Below are 20,167 nucleotides of genomic sequence, written 5' to 3'. Positions count from 1 at the left end.
ACGGTCGCCTAACACGCCCGCGCCGCTGGAATGACAGAAGGTTCTTACCCGGTCGCCGGCCACCAAACGGGTAATGAGTAGTCCGGACGAGGACCGTGGCTCCGCCGTCGGCGACGACGGTCGGATCCGCGTCAGCGTCGTCCTCCCCGCGTACAACGAGGCGGCGACCATCGAGGGGACCGTCCGGACGACCGTCGAGACGCTGGAGGGGTTCCTCCCGGCCGACGCCTTCGAAGTGATCGTGGCCGAGGACGGCTGTGACGACCGGACCCCCGAGATCGCCGACCGCCTCGCTCGTGAGGACGACCGGGTGAAGCACTTCCACAGCGACCGCCGATTGGGTCGCGGCGGGGCCCTGGAGTTCGCGTTCGAGCGCGCGGCCGGCGACACGCTCGTCTACTTCGACACGGACCTCGCGACGGACATGCGCCACTTGGAGGAGCTGGTGGCGAAGATCGACCGCGAGGGCTACGACGTGGCGACGGGGTCGCGCTGGGTACCCGGCGACGAGGCGGAGCGGCCCGCGAAGCGTGGGGTTCCCTCGCGCGGGTTCAACCTCCTCGTTCGGACCGTCCTCCGCTCGGACGTGCGCGACCACCAGTGTGGGTTCAAGGCGCTCTCGCGGGAGGCGTTCGAGGAGCTGCACGACGCCGTCGAGGACGACCACTGGTTCTGGGACACGGAACTGCTGGTCCGCGCCCAGCGACGCGGCCTGCGGGTCGCGGAGTTCCCCGTCGAGTGGGAGCCGAAGGGCGACTCGAAGGTCGACCTCGTGCGCGACGTGTTCGGGATGGGGAGTCAGGTCGTCCGGCTGTGGTGGCAGCTGTCGGTGTCGCCGCGGATCACCCGGACGCGGACCGTCGCGGCGGGGGCGGTTCTCACGGTCGCCGCGCTCGCGCTGATGACGGTGTATCTCGACCCGTCGGCGGTGCTGGCGGCGTTCGAGGGCGCCGACCCGGTCCCGGTCGCCGCCGCCACGCTCGTGTATCTCGTCTCGTGGCCGCTGCGCGGGCTGCGCTACCGGGACATCCTCGAGGAACTCGGCTATCGTGAGAAACTCGGCTTCCTCACGGGCGCGGTGTTCATCAGTCAGACCGGCAACCTCGTGTTCCCGGCTCGCGCCGGCGACGCGGTGCGCGCGTACGTCGTGAAGGCGCGCCGCGGGATCCCGTACCCGACCGGGTTCGCCTCGCTGGCGGCCGAGCGGGTGTTCGACCTGCTCACGATCACCGCGATGGCCGGCGCGGTGCTGGCGGGCCTGCTCGCCACTGACGGGACGGACGCGGTCGCGACGGCGGTGTCCGGAAACGTCCCGGGCGTCCCGCCAGCCGCCGTCTCGCGTGCGATTCAGGTCGCCGCCGCCATCGGCGTCGTCGCGGTCGCGAGCCTCCTGCTCATCGTCGCGACCGCCCGCAGCGACCGGAACTACGTCCGGGGCGTGGTCTCGCGGTTCTCCTCGGACTCGTACGTCGACTACGTCGCCGGCGTGATCGAGGAGTTCGCCGCCGGCGTCCAGACGGTCGCCGGCACGCGCGGGTCGTTCGTCCGCGTCGGCGGGGTCTCCGTGCTCGTCTGGTCGCTAGACGTGGCGACGGCGCTGCTCGTGTTGGCGGCGTTCCCCGCGGCGATGGACGCCATGACGCTCACGCAGTTCGTCGTCGTCGGCTTCTTCGCCGTCTCCGTCGGCAACCTCGCGAAGGTGCTCCCGCTGTCGCCCGGCGGCATCGGGCTGTACGAGGCCGCCTTCACCGCGCTCGTCGTCGGCCTCGGCGGCGTGCCCGCGGCGGTCGCGTTCGCGGCTGCGGTCCTGGACCACGCCGTCAAGAACGCCGTCACCGTCGTCGGCGGCGTCGCGTCGATGATCGGCTTCAACGTCTCGCTCACCGACGCCGTCGACGAGACGGCCGAGTTGGACGAGGAGGCCGAGCGTGAGGGCGGCGAGTTGGCGACCGACGGCGACTGAGCGCCCCCACCAAGCGTTCGCGCTGCCGGTGCGTGCAGTCCGTTCAGTACAGGTCCGTCACGAACGGGCCGAGCGCGCCCGCCACGGCGGTTCGGAGCGCGTCGGTTCGGTCGACCCGCCCGCCGGTGAGCGCGCCCGCGGCGCCCTGATTTTTCGCCACGTCCGACTCCCCGAGGACGTCGTCCATCACCGGGCCGAGTTCCTCGCCGTCGCGGACGCGCGCCGCGATCACGTCGGGCAACGCGAGGCTCGGGCCGGCGCCGAACCCGACGCGCTCGCCGTCGCCGACGGCCGCCCACATCACGAGAAAGAGCCCGTCGCGACCCTCGTACTCAGCGACGCCACCCTCGATGCCGACGCCGAGGTCGTACGCCTCGGGATCCTTATCGAGCACGGCGTTCGCGCGGTTCATCGCGCCCGTCCGGGTCTCGTCGTGCCCGAACGGTTGCTCGGCCACGCCCGACGGAACGGGGCACGCCTCGACGACCGCCTCGTCGCCGAAATCGCCCGCGCCCGCCACCGCCCGTTCGGTCGCCTCACGCTTCACCGGGTTGCCGGAACCGACGCCGATCCGCATACCCACGGGTTCGCACGACGGTAGGTGTGTCTTGCCTTCCGCGACGGGGGACGTCAGCGAGGGTTGATATACGATGCCGAGGCCACCATCGACAATGACCGCACAGTCGTCAGCCGCCGAGCGCGTCCGCGAGGCGCTCCGATCCCTGGCGGTCGACCCGAACCCTCGCGCCGGCGACAGCGGCGGCTCGACCCGGCGGACGACTGACGCACAGCGCGACCTCGTCGCCGAGGCGGAACGGGCGCTGGCGACCGTCCGGACCGCGGCGGCGTTCGCGGACGACGACGGCTTCCAGCGGACGGGGAGGGTCGCCGAGACGACCGCCGACCCCGCGTTGGCTCGCCGTGCTCGTGCGGTCATCGAGACGATCGAACGCTACCGGGCGGCGTACCGGGACGCGGTTCCCGCGGACTCTGTAGACTCTGCGACCTCCGTCGACACCGCGGACCCTGCGGACACCACGGATCACTTTCACTCCGCTCGCGATAGGCATATCCCGGCGGCGGAACAACCGGAGGACAACTGATGACGCGGGTTATCCACACCGGCGACACCCACATCGGATACCGTCAGTACCACTCGCCCGAGCGGCGAGCGGACTTCCTCGACGCCTTCGAGCGTGTCGTCGCCGACGCGGTCGACACCGACGCGGACACGGTCGTCCACGCCGGCGACCTGTTCCACGACCGCCGTCCGGATCTCCCGGACCTGCTCGGCGTGCTCTCCGCGCTCCGGACGCTGGACGACGCCGACATCCCGTTCCTCGCGGTCGTCGGCAACCACGAGTCCACGCGCGGGGGGCAGTGGCTCGACCTGTTCGAGTCGATGGGGCTGGCGACCCGACTGGGCGACCAGCCGACCGTGGTCGGCGACACGGCGTTCTACGGGCTCGATCACGTCCCCGAGAGCCGGCGCGACGCCCTCGACTACGAGTTCGCACCCCACGACGCCGACGTCGCGGTGTTGGTGAGCCACGGGTTGTTCGAGCCGTTCGCGTACGCCGACTGGGACACCGAGGAGGTCCTGCGCGAGTCCACCGTGGACTTCGACGCGGTCCTCCTCGGCGACAACCACGCGCCGGACACCGTGCAGGTCGAGGGCGCGTGGGTGACCTACTGCGGGTCGACCGAGCGCGCCTCCGCGGGCGAGCGCGACCCCCGCGGCTACAACCTCGTTCGCCTCGGCGCGGACGCCGACGACGGCGACGATCCCGTCGATATCCGCCGGCGAACCTTGGAGACGCGCCCGTTCGTCTTCGTCGACGTGGAACTCGGCGAGGGCGAGGGGCTCGATCGCGTCCGCGACCGCGTCCGCGAGCGCGACGTGGCGGACGCGGTCGTCATCGTCCGGGTCACCGGCGACGGCGAGCCGATCGCGCCGGCGGCCGTCGAGGAGTTCGCCGCCGAGCGCGGCGCGCTCATCGCCCGCGTCACCGACCGCCGCGAAGTAGAGGCGAAGACGGAGCTGTCGGTGAGCTTCGCCGACCCCGACGAGGCCGTCCGCGAGCGTATCGGCGACCTCGGGCTGTCGGAGGCCGCCCGCGAGGTCGACGACGTGGTCCGCGGCGACCTCCCGGACTCGAACGTCCGCGATGAGGTGAACCGGCGGATCGAGACGCGGTTCGACGAGGACGATCCCGCTGAGAACGCGGAGACGGGCGACGGTGCGGACGCGGCCGACGGTGTGGACGCCGGCGACGGCACTGAGGTCGATACCGCCGTGGACAGCGACTCCGGCGCCGACGAGGATGCCGATACGGACGGAGAAGCGATCCCGGACGACCCGGACGACGACGGACAACTCACGCTGGGTGATTCGCGGTGATCTTCGACCGTCTCCGTCTGCGGAACTTCAAGCCGTACGCCGACACCGACCTCCGCCTGTCCGAGGGCGTGACGGTCATTCACGGGCTCAACGGCAGCGGGAAGTCGTCGCTGTTGGAGGCGTGCTTCTTCGCGCTGTACGGCTCGAAGGCGCTCGACGGCACGCTGGAGGGCGTGGTGACCAACGGGGCCGAGGAGAGCGAAGTCGAACTGTGGTTCAGCCACGACGGCCGGTCGTACCACGTGCGCCGGGAGCTGAAGCGCTACGGCGATCAGATCCAGACGACGACCTGCACCCTCGACTCGGACGACGAGACGGTCCACCGCGACGGCGCGACGGACGTGCGGGCGTTCGTTTCGGACCTCCTTCGCATGGACGCGGAGGCGTTCGTCAACTGCGCGTACGTCCGGCAAGGGGAGGTGAACAAGCTGATCAACGCCACGCCGACCGAGCGCCAGGACATGATCGACGACCTCCTCCAGCTCGGCACGCTGGAGGAGTACCGCGAGCGCGCCGGCGACGCCCGCCTCGGGGTCGAGGACGTGCGCTCCACCACGCGGGGCGCGCTGGAGAGCGTCGAACAACAGGTGGACGCGAAGGAGGATCGCGACCTTCACGGCCGGCTCAACTCGTTGAAGTCGACGCTCTCGGAGGTGACCGAGAAGATCGAGAACTACGAGCAGCAGCGCGAGAAAGCGTCGTCCACGCGCGAGGAGGCCCGTGACGTGCTCGACGAGTACGAGGAGCGCCGCGAGGAGCTCACCGAGCTGGAGTCGGATATCGAGGAGCTGGAGGCGACGATCCGCGAGGACGAGGCCGAGCGGGAGCAACTCGCCGACCGGATCGCGGACCTCCGCGACCGCGTCGACGACGCCGAGGCGACGCTGGAGGAACGGCTCTCGGCCGTCGTCGTCGACGACGCCGACCCGGAGACGCTCGACGCGCGCCGCGAGCAACTCGACGACCGCGAGGACGACGTTCGCGAGGAGCTTCGCGAGACGCGTTCGCAGGTGAACGCCCTCACGAACCAGGCGGAGAACCTCGCGGAGAAGGCCGAGGACGCGGCCGAGCGCGCCGCCGAGAAGCGCACTCGTGCGGCGGAACTCGACGGGGACGCCGAGGCGGCCGCGGAGACGCTCGCCGAGCGCGAGGAGTCGCTCGCGGAGCTGGAGACGGAGCGCGAGGAGCTCCGGGCGGAGTTCGACGACGCCCCCGTCTCGGTGGGCGAGGCGTCCGCCCACCGCGAGTCGGTTCGCGAGGACCTAGAGGCCGTGCGCGCGGAGATCCGCGAGACGAGCAACGAGGCGAGCGCCGTGCGGTCGAGTGTCGAGGAAGCAGAGGAGTTGCTGGCGGAGGGGAAATGTCCCGAGTGCGGCCAGCCGGTCGACGGCTCCCCGCACGTCGACGGCCTCGACGAGGAGCGCGACCGCCTCGAGGAACTGGAGGCGGAACTCGCCGAGGTGACCGAGCGCGAGACGGACCTCGAGAAGCGACTCGACCGCGCCGAGGAACTCGTCGAGGCGGAGAACCGACTCGGCCAGATCGCGGACACGGGCGAGCTGCTCGAGGACGGCATCGAGGAAAAGGAGGCGGAGATCGAGCAGGCGAGCGAGCGTGCCGTCGAGCTACGCGAGGCGGCCGACGACCTGGAGTCGCAGGCGACCGAGAAGCGCGAGATCGGCGAACGGAAGGCAGAGGAAGCCGAGGAAGCCCGGACGGACGCCGACGCGCTCGAGGGTGACCTTGACGAGATCAAGACGGCCCGCGACCGATTGGACGCCGTCGAGGCGGCGCGCGAGGAGGCCACCGACGCGGAGGACGAGATCGAGCGCCTGACCGAGAAGCGGGCCGACATCGCCGACCGCAACGACGAGCGCCGGGAGTTCCTCGCGACGAAGCGCGAGCGCCGCGACGAACTCCGGGCGGCGTTCGACGACGAGCAAGTCGAGTCCGCCCGGGAGCGCCTCGAGAACGCCGTGGAATACATCGAGAAGGTGGACGACGCCCTGGCCGACCTTCGGGATCGGCGCGACGACCTCACGAGCCGGATCGGCGCCGTCGAAAACGAACTCGAGGAACTGGAGGCGCTGCGCAAGCGCCGCGACGAGCTGGCGGATCGGGTCGCCGAGTTGGACGCGATCCACGAGGAGACGCGGGATCTGGAGGCGATGTACGGCGACCTCCGGGCGGAGCTTCGGCGGGCGAACGTCGAGAGCCTCGAACGGATGCTCAACGAGACGTTCGAGCTGGTGTACGGCAACGACGCCTACTCGCACATCGAGCTGGACGGCGAGTACGAGCTCACCGTCTACCAGAAGGACGGCGAGCCGCTGGACCCCGAACAGCTCTCGGGCGGCGAGCGCGCGCTGTTCAACCTCTCGCTGCGGTGTGCGATCTACCGGCTGCTCGCGGAGGGGATCGAGGGTGCGGCGCCGACGCCGCCGCTCATTCTCGACGAGCCGACGGTGTTCCTCGATTCGGGACACGTCTCGCGGCTGGCGGACCTGATCGACGAGATGCGGGGCTTCGGCGTCCGCCAGATCCTGATCGTCAGCCACGACGACGAGCTCGTCGGCGCCGCGGACGAACTCGTGCGCGTCGAGAAGAACCCCACGTCGAACCGGTCGACGGTCGAGCGGATGGCCGACCCGTCGCTGTCGGCGGTCGAGATCCCGGCGGGCGACGCCGAGCACGCGGACGACTGATCGCTTGCTCCCTCGCAGGCCGGGAACCGGCGCGGGTCAGTCCCGAAACCGCGCAACGACTTCCAGCGCCTCGTCGGTCGGCTCGTAGCCGCGCTTGCCGGCGACGGTCGTCTCCGCGAGCAGTCCCGCCGCGCGAAACTCCGCGAGCAGGCCATGGAGGTCCGACTCACACAGGTCATAGGCGTCCAACAGCGTTCGCACTGACAGCGCCCCGCGGTCGGCGAACTCCACGAGCAGTCCGAGCGCGCGCTCGTCGCGACACGCCAGCACCGCTCGGCGCAGTTCGGCGGGGAGCCCGCCCGCGGCGGCAGACAGCGGCGACTCCCCCTCCGATCGGAGGTCGTCGGTCGGGACGTAGCGCTCCTCGCCGGTCGCCGGGTCCCGCACGAGGCTTGACTCCGACGATCGCTTGACGAGCAGGTACCGCGTTCCGTCCGTGTCCCGAACCGACTGCATGGCGGATAGAAACGGACGTGCGCGAAAAGACGTGTCGGTGCCGGCGGTCAGCCGTCCTCGGGGCCGGACGTCGTGGCGGTGGCGTCGATAGCGTCGTCGTCGTCCACCTCGGTGGGAGCATCCTCGTCTCCGTCGCCAGTGCCGTCTCCATCACCGGCGCCGTCCCCGTCTTCGTCCCCGTCTCCGTCGCCAGCATCGTCCCCGTCTCCGTCGCCAGTAACGTCCCCGTCCCGGTCACGCTGTTTGAACGCGCGAACCGTCTGATACACGCGGACGGCCGCGAGGACGCCGATCGCGATCGCCGTGCCGCCTACTCGCCAGTTGCCGCGGAAGCCGACGAGCATCAGTCCCAGCGAGACGCCAAGGAGCGCGACGTTGGCGTACACGACCGCCGCGAGGAACGGTTGCTGGATGTCGGGGTCGACTCGCGACGGGTCGGGCAGCGAGTCCGACGGGTCGTCGACCGACGGGATGTCGACGCGGGGGCCGCGCTCTTCGGCCTCGCTGGCCTGCCGTTCGAGGTCGAACAGCTCCCCGTCATCGTCGTCCTCGCCGAACACGGAGGTCAGTTGGCGAACAACCGGGAAAAGGGTTGTCAGACCACGTAGTAGGCGGGATCGACGTAGTCAGCGGGCATCGGAGTTCACGTCGCGTCCGCGAGCGCGACTACTTCGCTCGCCTCAACCCACGCGAGCGGGTTCTCCGCGTCGTAGAGCACCGTTCGCCCGCCGTCCTCGTACGCCTCGACCGTCTCGACGGCCTCGTCCGGGCTCGCGCCCGAGCGCTCCAACGGGGTATCGGATGCGTGGGTCATCTCTGAACCGTGGTATGCAATGGCACGGTATATGCCTTTCCGTGGCGGTGGTCCTCGCCATCGCCGCGGCGGCGGACGGATCGCGCCAGGATCGGGGCGCGTCGACGCCGAGTACGACGAGAGTACCGGATCGAATGGTGAGCGTACTTCCGTCGAGCGCGGCGGTGTCAGTCGGTCGACGGAACGGGTCTGTGCCCGAAAGGGAGGTTTTTACCGGCGAACGGCAAAGGCCCGGCAATGAGCGATTCGCAGTCGGGCCTCGACCAGTTCGCCGGCGGCGGGGACGCCGACGACGGGAACGGACACGGGGACCGTCCCGAGGCGGAGGCGGCGCACGTCGCGGGCACCGGGCAGGGGCGCGTGAGCGCGGTCGTCGACCGCGAGGACATCGTCGTCCCCGACTCCGAGGGGACGGTCGAGTTCATGGTCACCGCAGTCGACTACACCGTCGAGGGCACCGGTGCCGAGGAGTACCCGGTCATTCACGTGTTCGGCCGGACCGCCGACAACGAGCCCGAACACGTCCGCTTGCTCGGAACGGAGCCGTACTTCTACGTCCCGACGGCCGACATCGAGGGACGGACCCTCTCGGAGGAGTACGACGTGATCCTCGACACTCGTGAAACGGGACCGGACGGCCAGCGCTTCGAGTCTATTCGCGGCGAACCGGTGTCGAAGATCGTCGCCCGAACACCCCGCGACGTGGGGCAGATCCGCGACGACTTCGAGCGGACCTACGAGGCGGACATCCTGTTCCCGAACCGCTTCCTCATCGACCACGGCGTCACCTCGGGGATTCGCGTCGAGGAACGGCGGCTGGACGCGCGCGACGGAGAGGATCGAGGCCGGCTGCAGGTGACGCCCGACCACCTCGAACCGGCGGATATCGGGGCGGACATCCGGGTGAACACCTTCGACATCGAGGTCGACGACCGCAACGGCTTCCCGGAGGACGGCGAGGAGCCGATCGTCTGTCTCACCTCCCACGACTCCTACCGCGACGAGTACATTGCGTGGCTGTACGACGCGCCCGTCGGCGGCGTCGACGCGCCCGGTGTGCTCGACGGCTACGAGCAGATCGGCGAGGCCGACAGTGACATCGAGGTACGGACGTTCGCGGAGGAGGACACCATGCTCGACGCGTTCATCTCGTACATCGATGAGACGGACCCCGACGTGCTCACGGGCTGGAACTTCGAGGACTTCGACGCGCCGTACTTCATGGACCGCTGTGAGGTGCTCGACGGCGCCAGCGAGCACGACCTCTCCCCGGACCGGCTCTCGCGCGTGGACGAGACGTGGCGCTCCGGCTGGGGCGGACCGGACGTGAAGGGCCGCGTCGTCTTCGACCTGCTGTACGCCTACCAGCGCACCCAGTTCTCCGAGCTGGAGTCGTACCGCCTCGACGCGGTCGGCGAACTCGAACTCGACGTGGGGAAGGAACGGTACACGGGCGACATCGGCGACCTCTGGGAGCAGGAACCCGAACGCCTGCTGGAGTACAACGTCCGCGACGTGGAGCTGTGCGTCGAGATCGACCGCAAGCAAAACATCGTGGCGTTCTGGGACGACGCGCGCAAGTTCGTCGGCTGCCAGCTCGAGGACGCGCCGACCCCCGGGGACGCCGTCGACATGTACGTCCTCCACAACGCCTTCGGCGACTTCGTCCTCCCGACGAAGGGACAACAGGCGAGCGAGGACTTCGAGGGCGGCGCCGTCTTCGAGCCGATCTCCGGCGTCGAGGAGATGGTGTCGGTGCTCGACCTGAAGAGCCTGTACCCGATGTGTATGGTGACGATCAACGCCAGCCCCGAGACCATCGTCGACGACCCCGACGCCTTCGACGGGGAGACGTACCGCGCGCCCAACGGCACGCGGTTCCGCAAGGAGCCCGACGGGATGATGCGCGAGATGGTCGACGAACTGCTCACCGAGCGCGAGCGCCTGAAGGGCGCGCGCGACGACCACGACCCCGGGTCGGACGCGTACGAGCAGTACGACCGGCAGCAGGCAAGTGTCAAAGTGATTATGAATTCGTTATACGGGGTGTCGGGCTGGGATCGGTTCCGCCTGTACGACAAGGACAACGCCGCCGCGATCACGGCGATGGGGCGGCGCGTGATCGAGTTCACCGAGGAGGCGGCTCGTGAAATCGACCACGAAGTGACATATGGAGACACCGACAGTATCATGCTCGCGCTTGGAAGCGACATCTCGACCGAGGAGGCGATCGAGCAGTCCTTCGAGATAGAAGAGCACATCAACGGCCGCTACGACGACTTCGCGCGCGAGGAGCTCGACGCCGAGGAGCACCGGTTCGAGATCGAATTCGAGAAGCTGTATCGCAGGTTCTTCCAGGCGGGCAAGAAGAAGCGCTACGCCGGCCACATCGTCTGGAAGGAGGGCAAGGACGTCGACGACATCGACATCACCGGCTTCGAGTACAAACGCTCGGACATCGCACCCGTCACCAAGCGCGTCCAGAAGCGCGTCATCGAGATGATCGTCCACGGGGAGGACACCGAGGACATCACCGACTACCTGCACGAGGAGATCCAGAACTTCCTCGACGGCGACGCCGACCTCGACGAGGTGGGCATCCCCGGCGGCATCGGCAAGCGATTGGAGAGCTACGACACCGATACCGCCCAGGTGCGGGGGGCGAAGTACGCGAACCTCATGCTGGGCACGAACTTCCAGCGCGGGTCGAAGCCCAAGCGGCTCTACCTCGAGAAGATCCATCCGGACTTCTGGGCCCGCATGGAGAACGAGCACGGACTCGACCCACAGACGGACCCCCTGTACGGCGAGTTCAAGCGCGACCCCGACGTGATCTGTTTCGAGTACGCCGACGAGGTCCCCGAGGAGTTTGCCGTCGACTGGGACAAGATGTTGGACAAGACGCTCGAGGGACCGATCGCTCGCATCATCGAGGCGCTCGGGATGTCCTGGGAGGAAGTCAAAAGCGGGCAAGAACAGACCGGGCTCGGCAGTTTCATGTGACGCGGTCGGGGAGCCAACTCCCGGCCTGCCTTTCGGATACGAAAAATGATTTTTCTATAGAGAGAATCACACGCGTGCGGATGCGAAACCTTCATGGGTCGAACGACCCCATTCACCCGTAGAGGCGTATACACGAACATGGCCACACTCGAACTCGAAAATCTCCAGGCGGAGGTCGCAGAGACGGGCGAAGAGATCCTCCGGGGCGTCGACCTCGTAGTGAACAACGGCGAGATCCACGCCCTGATGGGGCCGAACGGGTCCGGGAAGTCGACGACCGCGAAGGTCATCGCGGGCCACCCGGCCTACGAGGTCACCGGCGGGTCGGTGACGCTGACCCTCTCGGAGGCCGACGTCGCGGACATCGACGTCGACATCGACGAGGAGGACCTCACGTGGGACCTGCTCGACCTGGAGCCGAACGAGCGCGCTGCGCTCGGTATCTTCCTCGCGTTCCAGTATCCGGCCGAGATCGAGGGCGTGACGATGGTGAACTTCCTCCGGCAGGCGCTCAACGCCAAGCTCGACGAGCGCGAGGAGCTCTTCGAGGACGAGAACGACGAGGAGGCCGACGCCGAGGACGACTCGGGCTACGACACCTCCCCGATGGAGGGGCCCACCGACGACGGCGACGTCGGCGTCGCCGAGTTCCAGCAGCTTCTGAAGGCGAAGATGGAGCTGCTCGACATGGACGAGAAGTTCGCCGAGCGCTACCTCAACGCCGGCTTCTCCGGCGGCGAGAAGAAGCAGAACGAGGTGCTGCAGGCCGCGATCCTCGAGCCCTCGATCGCCGTGCTCGACGAGATCGACTCCGGGCTGGACATCGACCGCCTGCAGGACGTCGCGAAGGGTATCAACGCCCTCCGCGACGAGCAGGACACCGGTATCCTCCAGATCACTCACTACCAGCGCATCCTCGATTACGTCGAGCCGGACCACGTCCACGTGATGATCGACGGGAAGATCGCCAAGTCCGGCGGCGCCGAGCTCGCCGAGGAGCTCGAGGACAAGGGGTACGACTGGGTCCGCGAGGAAGTCTACGAGGCAGCGTAACCGACAATGGTTACTGAACAGCCTAATGCGTACACACCCGTAAACACGATCAACACATGAGTTCGGATCAGGACCACCTGCAGAAGACCGACACGGAGGAGCGCTTCGACTTCAAGAAGGAGTCGAAGGCGGCGTTCGCGGCCGAGAAGGGGCTCACCGAGGAGACCGTTCACGCGATCTCCGAGGACAAAGACGAGCCCGAGTGGATGCTGGAGCGGCGCCTCCGCGCCCTCAAGCAGTTCCAGGAGATGCCGATGCCGACCGACTGGCCCGGCCAGCCGGACCTGAGCGAGGTCGACATCGACGAGATCGTCCCGTACATCCGCCCCGATGTGGACGTCCGCGCGGGCGTCGACGACTGGACGGAGCTCCCCGACGAGATCAAGGACACCTTCGACAAGCTGGGCATCCCCGAGGCCGAGAAGAACGCGCTCTCGGGCGTCGGCGCCCAGTATGAGTCGGAGGTCGTCTACCAGAACATGCAGGAGCGCTGGGAGGACAAGGGCGTCATCTTCTGCAACATGGACGAGGCCGTCCGTGAGCACGAGGACATCGTCCGCGAGCACTTCATGACGACGTGCGTCCCCCCGAGCGACAACAAGTTCGCCGCGCTCCACGGCGCCGTCTGGTCGGGCGGCTCGTTCGTGTACGTCCCCGAGGGCGTCACCGTCGAGATGCCCGTGCAGGCGTACTTCCGGATGAACTCCGAGGGGATGGGCCAGTTCGAGCACACGCTCATCGTCGCCGAGGAGGGCTCGGAGGTCCACTACATCGAGGGCTGCTCGGCCCCGAAATACTCGGCGATCAACCTCCACTCCGGCGGCGTCGAGGTGTTCGTCGGCGAGGACGCCCACGTCCAGTACTCGACCGTCCAGAACTGGTCGAAGAACACGTACAACCTCAACACCAAGCGCGCGCTCGTCGAGAAGAACGGCCGGATGGAGTGGATCTCCGGATCGATGGGGTCGAAGGCGACGATGCTGTACCCCAGCTCCATCCTCAAGGGCCGCGGCGCCTCCGACAACCACATCACCATCGCCTTCGCCGGCGAGGGTCAGAACATCGACACCGGCGCGAAGGTGTACCACAACGCGCCGAACACGAAGTCGACCATCGAGTCCAAGTCGATCTCGAAGGACGGCGGCCGCACGAACTACCGCGGCCTCGTCCACATCGCCGACGGCGCCGAGGGCTCCTCGACGGCCGTCGAGTGTGACGCGCTGATGTTCGACAACGAGTCCACCTCCGACACCATGCCGTACATGGAGATCAACGAGTCGAAGGTCGACGTCGCCCACGAGGCGACCGTCGGGAAGATCGGCGACGAGGACGTGTTCTACCTGCAGTCGCGCGGCCTCGACGACGACGACGCGAAGCAGATGATCGTCTCGGGCTTCATCGAGCCGATCACGGAGGAACTGCCCATCGAGTACGCCGTCGAGCTCAACCGGCTCGTCGAACTGGAGATGGAGGGCTCGCTCGGGTAACCCCCGGCGCTCCGTTTCCACCCACTCACCACACACAATGAGCACACAGCTACCCGCAAGCATCTCCGAGGAGACGGTGAGATCCATCTCCGAGGAGCGCGACGAACCGGACTGGCTCCTCCAGACGCGCCTCGACGCGCTGTCGGCACTGGACGAGCTGGAGATGCCGAGCGTCATCGAGACGCCCGGCCGCCGCTGGACGAACCTCGAGGACCTCGACTACGAGTCGATCGTCGACCCCCTCGACCAGCGCGACGAGACCGAGCGTATCTCGGCGGAGGGCGCGAAGGTCCTCGACTTCGAGACCGCGCTCGACGAGCACCCCGAGCTCGTGAAGGAGCACTTCGGCTCGGTCACCGACCCGCAGACGAACTACCTTACCGCGCTGTCGACGGCGCTGTTCACCACGGGCACGGTCATCTACGTCCCCGAGGGCGTCGACGCCGAGGACGTGAAGGTGCGCGCCGAGATGAACAGCACCTCGCTGTTCAGCCACACGCTCGTCGTCGCAGAGGACAACGCCTCCGCGACGATCCTCGAGCGGATCTCCAACGGCTCGGAGGTCGACGGGGACCGCTACTTCAGCAACCTCGTGGAGATCGTCACGGGCGAGAACGCGTACGTCCAGTACGGCTCGCTCCAGAACCTCGACGAGGACGTGTACGACTTCACGCTGAAGCGCGGCGACGCGAACAGGTACGCCACGATCGACTGGATCGAGGGGAACATCGGCTCCCGCCTCACCCGCTCGGACATCGAGACGGAGCTGAACGGCGACTCCTCGGAGACGAAGATCGTCGGCGCGTTCTTCGGCCACGACGACCAGCACTTCGACATCAACGCCCGCGTGTGGCACAACGGCGAGCACACGACCGCGGACCTGGTCACGCGCGGCGTACTCGACGACGAGGCGCGCTCGGTGTACGAGGGCGTTCAGGACGTCGGCCGCGACGCGTGGGACACCAGCTCCTACCAGCGCGAGAACACGCTGATGTTGAGCGACGACTCGGAGGCCGACGCCTCGCCGAAGCTCATCATCCACAACCACGACACCGAGGCGTCGCACTCGGCGACCGTCGGGCAGGTGGACGCGGAGGACCTGTTCTACATGACCTCCCGCGCCATCTCGGAGAACACCGCGCGCAACATGCTCGTGGAGGGCTTCTTCGTCCCCGTCCTCGAGGAGGTCGAGGTCGACGAGCTCCGCGAGGACATCGACGACCTGATCGTCGCGCGGCTCGACTGACCGGGCAGGGTCGGCCTCACTCGCCGAACCCGAGCCGTTCTGCGATCTCCTGTTCGACCGCGCGGGTGATGTCCTCGCCCGTGCTCTCGCCGGGGAGGAGATCCCCCAGAGCCGCGCCGACAGCGGCCGCGGACCAGACGACGGTTATCCTCCCGAGCGCGGCAGTCGGGTCCGCCCAGCCGTCGACGCGCCCCCACAGCGTCATCATCACCGCGGATGTGGCGAACGCGACGACCAGAGTGGCGACCAGCCGGCGCGGGACCGGAACGCCCGCGACGTACGTCGTCACGTCGACGCGCTGGATGTCCGACCAGTAGATCAGCGCCCCGGTGAGGATCAGGGTGAGCGCGATGTTTCCGGCCAACATCACCGGAACACCGAACGGTCCCGGGGTCAACAGATGTTCCGCGATCTCGTAGACGCCGTCCTCCACGAGCAACGGGATCAGGAACACGAGGCTGCCGACAAACGCCTCCGCGACGTCGCGGGTGGTGTATTTGCTCACGCGTTCGCCGAACACGCCCACCGAGAGCTGCCGGACGAGTTCCCTCGTGTGCTCTACCTCTCTGGACTCCTGAGGCGTGTCGACTGTCTCGTATAGCCGATCGAGTTGATCGATCACGTCGGCGACGTCGACGTTTCCTCGCCCTCTGTCCGCGCCGTCGGGTGACTTCGCGCTCATGGTGTCGGATGCACTCGGCCGAACGTAGTCTTGGCCCTCAACTCGTCGCAGCCCACTGTCGTCCGGTCAGGCGGCTCAGTCGCCGCTGAACACCGCAGTCCGTCCGCTCCGTCGACCCAGTCGCACCAGCGCCGGAAGCGCCGCCACCGCGAGGAGGAACTCGCTCCCGCCGGCGACGACGAACGCGGCGGTGAAGCCGAACTCGGCGGCGACGGCGCCCCCGACCAGCGAGCCCGCGAGGAAGCCGAGGCTGCCCGCGGCGTTGAACCCCGCGACGGCGGCGCCGCGGCCGTCGTCGCCGGCGAGGTCGACGACGAGCGCGAGCGTCGCCGGCGCCATCAGCGCGCCGAGCACGCCCACGACGACCATCGTCGCGGCGACCGCCGGCACCGACGGCGCGAAGCCGACCGCGATCACGGCGAGGCCGAAAACGGCCGACCCGGCGCCAATGGGAATCACTCGACCGATCCGGTCGGACAGGAGGCCGAACGGGTACTGCAGCAGCGCGAACGGCGCGAAAAACGCCGCCAGCAGCAGCCCCGTCGCCCCCGGTCCGAGCCCGAACGCCTCGCGGAAGTATAACGTCCCGACGAGCGCGAAGAAGCCGGCCACGAGGCGGTCGGCGAACGCGAACGCGTACGGGATCGTGAGCTCGCGTCTGTCCCGCACACCCGCGAGCAGCGCCGCGAGCCCGCCGTGACCGTCGTGGCTGCCATCGTCGCCGTCGGCGTCGCCGGTCGCGTCGGCCGTACCTCCCGCCGATCCCGTCGGAACCGCCGGTCGGTCGGGGATCGTGAGCGATCCCGCCGCGGCGATGCCGAGCAGTCCGGCGGCGGCGTACAGCGGGACGGTCGCGCCGATCTCGAACAACTGGCCGCCGAGCGGGGCGCCGCTTGCGGTCCCGAGACCGATCGCGATGCCGGCGACGCCCATGTTTCGGCCGTTGCCGCCGGACCGATCCGCGAGCGCCGAGATCGCAAGCGAGAGCGCGCCGACAGTCATCGCACCCTGTATCCCCCGCAGGAGTAATGCCACGAGGAAGGAGGATCCGCCGCCGGCGACGGCCGCGAGCGCGAGGTAGCCGGCCGCGCCGCCGCCGGCCGCGAGCGCGACGAGCCGGCGCCGCTCGCCGAGCCGGTCGGAAAGCGTCCCCCAGGGGCCGGCAAAGAGCGCGAAGGCGGCGAACTCGACGGCGAGAAACAGCGTCGGCCCGGCGACGCCGCTCCCGCCGAACTCGGCCGTGAGCAGGTCGACGCCGGGATACACCAGCGTCTGCGCGAGCAACACGGCGTATACGACCAGCGCGAGGGCCACCCGATCGCGGCGCTCGCTGGCCGGAGTCGTCCTCGCCGACGGCGCGTCGCTCGGGGCTGCCATCGGGGGTCGTTGGACGCCGGCCGGCTTGAGCGTTCGGCGTCTGGACGGTTGTGGCTTCGAGGTGGTAGCGGCGCCGGTGGAAGGCGAGGGGAAGGCTTACGGTCGCCGTCCTCCGACGCTGAATCGATGACCGTGGAACAGATCGGCGACGGGGTCCTCGCCGTCACGCTGACGGGTGATCGCCCGTGAGCGTGGGACAACGGGTCGCGTCCGACCACCAGCTGGCCCGGCTCCTCCAGATCGGCGTGGTACTCGAGGAAGTCGTTGAGGCGCGGTCGATCCAGCACTACCGTGAGATGGACGGCGACGTCGACGCCGAGCTCGAGACGTTGTTGCGGCACGCGGCCGAGGAGTCGGCCGACCACCGCGACCGGCTCGAGGATCTCATCGGCGAACTCGACGCCGAGTCCGTCTCCTACGAGGAGATCGAAGCGCTCGTCGAGGCGCAGTACGGCAAGACGAAGCCGGAGGACTTCGACGGCGTGCTGTACGACCAGCTGTGTAACGAGGAGACCGCCTACAAGTTCTACGACGACCTCATCGACGCGATCGAGGGGAGCGACTCGTCGTTCTCCGTCGACCGCGATCGGGTGCTCGACACGCTCCGGGGGATCCGCGCGGAGGAGGCAGAGGGCGTCGAGGAGGTAACGGCGATCATGGAGCGGCGATAACGATGAACACGGCAGATCAGTACCTGAAAGCCATCTATCTCGTTCAGGAGACGGAGGACGGCCCCGCGTCGACGGGCGCGGTCGCCGACGCGCTCGACGTGAGCCCCGCCTCCGCCAACGAGATGATCGGCAAACTCGAGGAGCGCGGCCTCGCCGAACACGAGAAGTACAAGGGCGTCTCGCTCACCGACGAGGGGATCGTCCGGGCCCGCGAGGCGCTGTCGAACTACTGCATCATCGAGCGGTTCCTCGCGAACGTCCTCGAGGTCGAGGAGTTCCGCGCGGAGGCGCGCTCGCTGGAGGCGGTCATCGACGACACCGTCGCCGAGCGCCTCGACACCATCATCGACCGCTCCTCCGAGTGTCCCGACTGCTTCGACGCCGAGACGGACGCCTGCAAGTACCTCGCGGAAGTCGAGTCGGAGAACCCGGCCGACTGAGCGGGTTTCGGCGTCGCTTCGGCTCGATCGAGCGCGCCCGACCGCGAGGACCCGGCGGGATTAAGTGGGGGCCATCGATAGTCGAATAGCACATGAGTGGTGGTGTGGCCGACCGGATCAAGTCGCTCGTGGGGGCAGGTGGCGACGATCCCGACTTCGTGTGCGGCGGGTGTGGGGAGGGGTTCGAGGCGAACAGACAGCAGTGTCCCGAGTGCGACGGGTTCGACATTCGGCGGGCGTGATCAGTGGCCGGGAACGATGCGGCCGGTCCGACGAGTGCGGAAGGCAATCCTATTGTACGTCGGTCCAGTACAGTCGAGTGCGCAGTCCCGTGGTGTAGTGGCCAATCATGAGGGCCTTTGGACGCGACTCGGTTCTTCCGGGCGCGGAAGACAGCCTTCGACGGCGGTTCGAATCCGCCCGGGACTATTCTACCGAGAACGATGCGGTCGCCGCCGCCGGCGATGTCGATACCTCGTAACAACCCCTTAGTGTCGATCTCGTGAACGGTTGGCCATGGTCGCGTTCTCCGAGGTCACGCAGGTCGTCAAGCGGGTCGCGTCCGACTTCTCGGACAAGAACGTGACGTTCATGGCGGCCGGTATCGCCTACAACGCCCTCGTCTCGCTGGCCCCGCTCGTGATCCTGTCGCTGCTCGTCGTCTCCGCGGCCGGCGGCGGGCTGGAGGAGCGACTGCTCGCCGTGGCGACCGACTCGCTGCCGGGCCCGATCGCCGACGCGATCGCCGGCATCGCCGAGGGCCAGCCGTCGCTCGCCGGCGTGTCCGTCGTCGGGGTCGTCGTGCTCCTGTGGGGGACGCTCAAGATCTTTCGCGGGCTCGACACGGCCTTCTCGGAGATCTACGAGACCACGGCGGAGAACTCCCTCCGCGATCAACTCATCGACGGCGTCGTCGTGTTCGGCGTGCTCGTCGCCGCGATCGTCGCGACCGCCGGCGTCACCGTCCTCTTCTCGGTGTTCTCGGACACGATCCCGTTCGTCGGACTGTTGACGCCGCTCGTGCTGATCGCCGGGCTCGTGGCCGCGTTCCTCCCCATGTACCGGCGCTTCCCGGACGCCGACCTCGGGTGGGGGGAGGCGCTCCCGGGCGCGGTCGTCGGCGGGGTCGGCTGGGCCGCGCTACAGGGGATCTTTCAGGTGTACCTCGTGTTCAAGGGCGACGGCTCGGGCGGGTTCTTCGGCGGCGTGATCGTCGTCGTGACCTGGCTCTACTTCTCGGGACTCGTGCTCCTGCTCGGGGCCGTTTTCAACTCGGTTCTCGGCGGACACTCGACGGGACAGCCGGGGGGCGTCGGCGCCACCGTCGCTCAGCGCGGTACGGACACGGAGCTCGACACCTCGATGGAGCGGGACGAGCTGTCCGGGTACCTTCGCGACCTCCGTGAGCGGCTCACCGGGCGCTACGAGGAACTGGACCCGGCGGACGAACTGGCGGGTGTAGAGTCGAACGGCGAGACGGCCGGGTCGGGGGCGCCGAGTCCCCGTTGGACGGGCGCGGCTCCGGAGAACGCCGGCGACGCCACCGTGCTGGCCGACGAGCGTGCGACGAGGCCGGGTCGCCGCCGGGGAACCGACGTGGAGATTCGGGAGATCCGGGGGACGCTGCGGACGTTCCGGCCGCGTTCGCTGCCGGGAGATCCGGTGGCGGTGATCGAGCGGTCGCGCGTCGACGACGACGAGCGAGCCCACGAGGTCGTGATCACGTGGCGGACCGCCGAACCGGAGGCGGAGGACGACCCGTCGGACCGCCGCTGACGCGATGGCTTCGACACCGTTCGCCGAACCGGCGGGTGGCGTTCTGTCGTCCCGTCCCGGGGAAGTCGCGTGGAACGAGACCGCTCGTCATCG

General features: G+C 68.6%; 18 protein-coding genes and 1 tRNA gene. 13 read left to right on the top strand and 6 right to left on the bottom strand.

Annotated features, from left to right (window positions below; all coding sequences use genetic code 11):
• Window positions 1-73: 73 nt before the first annotated feature.
• On the top strand, window positions 74-1,963 hold the full coding sequence (locus ABJD39_RS03220) for a flippase-like domain-containing protein (RefSeq protein WP_348612089.1): 1,890 nt from the start codon (window positions 74-76) through the stop codon (window positions 1,961-1,963).
• A gap of 43 nt (window positions 1,964-2,006) precedes the next feature.
• On the opposite strand, the gene yjjX is transcribed toward ABJD39_RS03220, so the two are convergent.
• A complete protein-coding gene (gene yjjX, locus ABJD39_RS03215; protein ID WP_348612086.1) occupies window positions 2,007-2,540 on the bottom strand; it encodes an inosine/xanthosine triphosphatase in 534 nt (177 codons plus the stop codon).
• Window positions 2,541-2,634: 94 nt separating this feature from the next.
• Between yjjX and ABJD39_RS03210 the strand changes: the two genes are divergently transcribed.
• The 3 genes from ABJD39_RS03210 to rad50 are packed head-to-tail and all read left to right on the top strand — an operon-like array spanning window position 2,635 to window position 7,069.
• On the top strand, window positions 2,635-3,066 hold the full coding sequence (locus tag ABJD39_RS03210; RefSeq protein ID WP_348612083.1) for a hypothetical protein: 432 nt from the start codon (window positions 2,635-2,637) through the stop codon (window positions 3,064-3,066).
• A complete protein-coding gene (gene mre11 / locus ABJD39_RS03205) occupies window positions 3,066-4,364 on the top strand; it encodes a DNA double-strand break repair protein Mre11 (RefSeq protein WP_348612080.1) in 1,299 nt (432 codons plus the stop codon). Before ABJD39_RS03210 ends, mre11 begins: the two co-directional genes overlap by 1 nt.
• Window positions 4,361-7,069 (top strand): DNA double-strand break repair ATPase Rad50, encoded by a 2,709-nt coding sequence (gene rad50, locus ABJD39_RS03200; protein ID WP_348612077.1) that lies wholly within the window; start codon window positions 4,361-4,363, stop codon window positions 7,067-7,069. The genes mre11 and rad50 overlap by 4 nt, the downstream gene beginning before the upstream one ends.
• A gap of 36 nt (window positions 7,070-7,105) precedes the next feature.
• Here rad50 and ABJD39_RS03195 read toward each other — a convergent pair whose 3' ends face one another.
• From ABJD39_RS03195 to ABJD39_RS03185, 3 genes are all read right to left on the bottom strand, one after another.
• The gene (locus ABJD39_RS03195) at window positions 7,106-7,525 is read right to left on the bottom strand and encodes a DUF7346 family protein (RefSeq protein ID WP_348612074.1); all 420 of its coding nucleotides are present in this window, start codon (window positions 7,523-7,525) and stop codon (window positions 7,106-7,108) included.
• Between the two features lie 47 nt (window positions 7,526-7,572).
• The gene (locus tag ABJD39_RS03190) at window positions 7,573-8,085 is read right to left on the bottom strand and encodes a DUF7322 domain-containing protein (protein WP_348612072.1); all 513 of its coding nucleotides are present in this window, start codon (window positions 8,083-8,085) and stop codon (window positions 7,573-7,575) included.
• 83 nt (window positions 8,086-8,168) lie between these two features.
• The gene (locus ABJD39_RS03185; RefSeq protein ID WP_348612069.1) at window positions 8,169-8,339 is read right to left on the bottom strand and encodes a DUF7331 family protein; all 171 of its coding nucleotides are present in this window, start codon (window positions 8,337-8,339) and stop codon (window positions 8,169-8,171) included.
• Between the two features lie 237 nt (window positions 8,340-8,576).
• On the opposite strand from ABJD39_RS03185, the gene ABJD39_RS03180 reads away from it, so the two are divergent.
• From ABJD39_RS03180 to sufD, 4 genes are all read left to right on the top strand, one after another.
• Window positions 8,577-11,342, top strand: a complete 2,766-nt coding sequence (locus ABJD39_RS03180; RefSeq protein ID WP_348612066.1) for a DNA-directed DNA polymerase — start codon at window positions 8,577-8,579, stop codon at window positions 11,340-11,342.
• Between the two features lie 138 nt (window positions 11,343-11,480).
• On the top strand, window positions 11,481-12,395 hold the full coding sequence (locus ABJD39_RS03175; RefSeq protein WP_348612063.1) for an ABC transporter ATP-binding protein: 915 nt from the start codon (window positions 11,481-11,483) through the stop codon (window positions 12,393-12,395).
• Window positions 12,396-12,451: 56 nt separating this feature from the next.
• Complete coding sequence (gene sufB / locus ABJD39_RS03170) at window positions 12,452-13,882, top strand: Fe-S cluster assembly protein SufB (RefSeq protein ID WP_348612060.1); 1,431 nt, start codon at window positions 12,452-12,454, stop codon at window positions 13,880-13,882.
• 37 nt (window positions 13,883-13,919) lie between these two features.
• Window positions 13,920-15,128, top strand: coding sequence for a Fe-S cluster assembly protein SufD (sufD, locus tag ABJD39_RS03165; RefSeq protein ID WP_348612057.1), 1,209 nt, complete (start codon window positions 13,920-13,922; stop codon window positions 15,126-15,128).
• Between the two features lie 16 nt (window positions 15,129-15,144).
• Here the strand turns inward: sufD and ABJD39_RS03160 are convergent, their stop codons facing one another.
• Window positions 15,145-15,810, bottom strand: coding sequence for a DUF2391 domain-containing protein (locus ABJD39_RS03160; RefSeq protein ID WP_348612054.1), 666 nt, complete (start codon window positions 15,808-15,810; stop codon window positions 15,145-15,147).
• Between the two features lie 75 nt (window positions 15,811-15,885).
• Window positions 15,886-17,187: an MFS transporter gene (locus ABJD39_RS03155; protein WP_348612051.1), complete on the bottom strand. Its 1,302-nt coding sequence runs from the start codon at window positions 17,185-17,187 to the stop codon at window positions 15,886-15,888.
• Between the two features lie 185 nt (window positions 17,188-17,372).
• Here ABJD39_RS03155 and ABJD39_RS03150 point away from each other — a divergent pair, with 185 nt between their 5' ends.
• The 5 genes from ABJD39_RS03150 to ABJD39_RS03130 all read left to right on the top strand — a co-directional run bounded on the left by ABJD39_RS03150 (window position 17,373) and on the right by ABJD39_RS03130 (window position 20,074).
• On the top strand, window positions 17,373-17,858 hold the full coding sequence (locus ABJD39_RS03150; RefSeq protein WP_348612048.1) for a ferritin-like domain-containing protein: 486 nt from the start codon (window positions 17,373-17,375) through the stop codon (window positions 17,856-17,858).
• Between the two features lie 2 nt (window positions 17,859-17,860).
• Window positions 17,861-18,298 carry a metal-dependent transcriptional regulator gene (locus ABJD39_RS03145; RefSeq protein WP_348612045.1) on the top strand — a complete coding sequence of 146 codons (438 nt, stop codon included), beginning with the start codon at window positions 17,861-17,863 and terminating at the stop codon, window positions 18,296-18,298.
• A 92-nt stretch (window positions 18,299-18,390) separates the two neighbouring features.
• Window positions 18,391-18,540, top strand: a complete 150-nt coding sequence (locus tag ABJD39_RS03140) for a hypothetical protein (RefSeq protein ID WP_348612042.1) — start codon at window positions 18,391-18,393, stop codon at window positions 18,538-18,540.
• Between the two features lie 83 nt (window positions 18,541-18,623).
• Window positions 18,624-18,727, top strand: a tRNA-Gln gene (locus ABJD39_RS03135).
• 87 nt (window positions 18,728-18,814) lie between these two features.
• A complete protein-coding gene (locus ABJD39_RS03130) occupies window positions 18,815-20,074 on the top strand; it encodes a YihY/virulence factor BrkB family protein (protein ID WP_348612039.1) in 1,260 nt (419 codons plus the stop codon).
• Window positions 20,075-20,167: the final 93 nt, after the last annotated feature.

It is taken from the genome of Halobaculum rarum (genome assembly GCF_040025155.1).
GTDB lineage: Archaea > Halobacteriota > Halobacteria > Halobacteriales > Haloferacaceae > Halobaculum > Halobaculum rarum.
Note: the sequence above shows the minus strand (reverse complement) of the source record. Positions and strands in the feature narration are given on the sequence as shown.

Bases quoted from the DNA above. Each gene is read 5' to 3' on its own strand.
- ABJD39_RS03220 (WP_348612089.1), top strand. From the start codon at position 74: ATGAGTAGTCCGGACGAGGACCGTGGCTCCGCCGTCGGCGACGACGGT.
- yjjX (WP_348612086.1), bottom strand. From the start codon at position 2,540: ATGCGGATCGGCGTCGGTTCCGGCAACCCGGTGAAGCGTGAGGCGACC.
- ABJD39_RS03210 (WP_348612083.1), top strand. From the start codon at position 2,635: ATGACCGCACAGTCGTCAGCCGCCGAGCGCGTCCGCGAGGCGCTCCGA.
- mre11 (WP_348612080.1), top strand. From the start codon at position 3,066: ATGACGCGGGTTATCCACACCGGCGACACCCACATCGGATACCGTCAG.
- ABJD39_RS03195 (WP_348612074.1), bottom strand. From the start codon at position 7,525: ATGCAGTCGGTTCGGGACACGGACGGAACGCGGTACCTGCTCGTCAAG.
- ABJD39_RS03185 (WP_348612069.1), bottom strand. From the start codon at position 8,339: ATGACCCACGCATCCGATACCCCGTTGGAGCGCTCGGGCGCGAGCCCG.
- ABJD39_RS03180 (WP_348612066.1), top strand. From the start codon at position 8,577: ATGAGCGATTCGCAGTCGGGCCTCGACCAGTTCGCCGGCGGCGGGGAC.
- ABJD39_RS03175 (WP_348612063.1), top strand. From the start codon at position 11,481: ATGGCCACACTCGAACTCGAAAATCTCCAGGCGGAGGTCGCAGAGACG.
- sufB (WP_348612060.1), top strand. From the start codon at position 12,452: ATGAGTTCGGATCAGGACCACCTGCAGAAGACCGACACGGAGGAGCGC.
- sufD (WP_348612057.1), top strand. From the start codon at position 13,920: ATGAGCACACAGCTACCCGCAAGCATCTCCGAGGAGACGGTGAGATCC.
- ABJD39_RS03160 (WP_348612054.1), bottom strand. From the start codon at position 15,810: ATGAGCGCGAAGTCACCCGACGGCGCGGACAGAGGGCGAGGAAACGTC.
- ABJD39_RS03155 (WP_348612051.1), bottom strand. From the start codon at position 17,187: ATGGCAGCCCCGAGCGACGCGCCGTCGGCGAGGACGACTCCGGCCAGC.
- ABJD39_RS03145 (WP_348612045.1), top strand. From the start codon at position 17,861: ATGAACACGGCAGATCAGTACCTGAAAGCCATCTATCTCGTTCAGGAG.
- ABJD39_RS03140 (WP_348612042.1), top strand. From the start codon at position 18,391: ATGAGTGGTGGTGTGGCCGACCGGATCAAGTCGCTCGTGGGGGCAGGT.
- ABJD39_RS03130 (WP_348612039.1), top strand. From the start codon at position 18,815: ATGGTCGCGTTCTCCGAGGTCACGCAGGTCGTCAAGCGGGTCGCGTCC.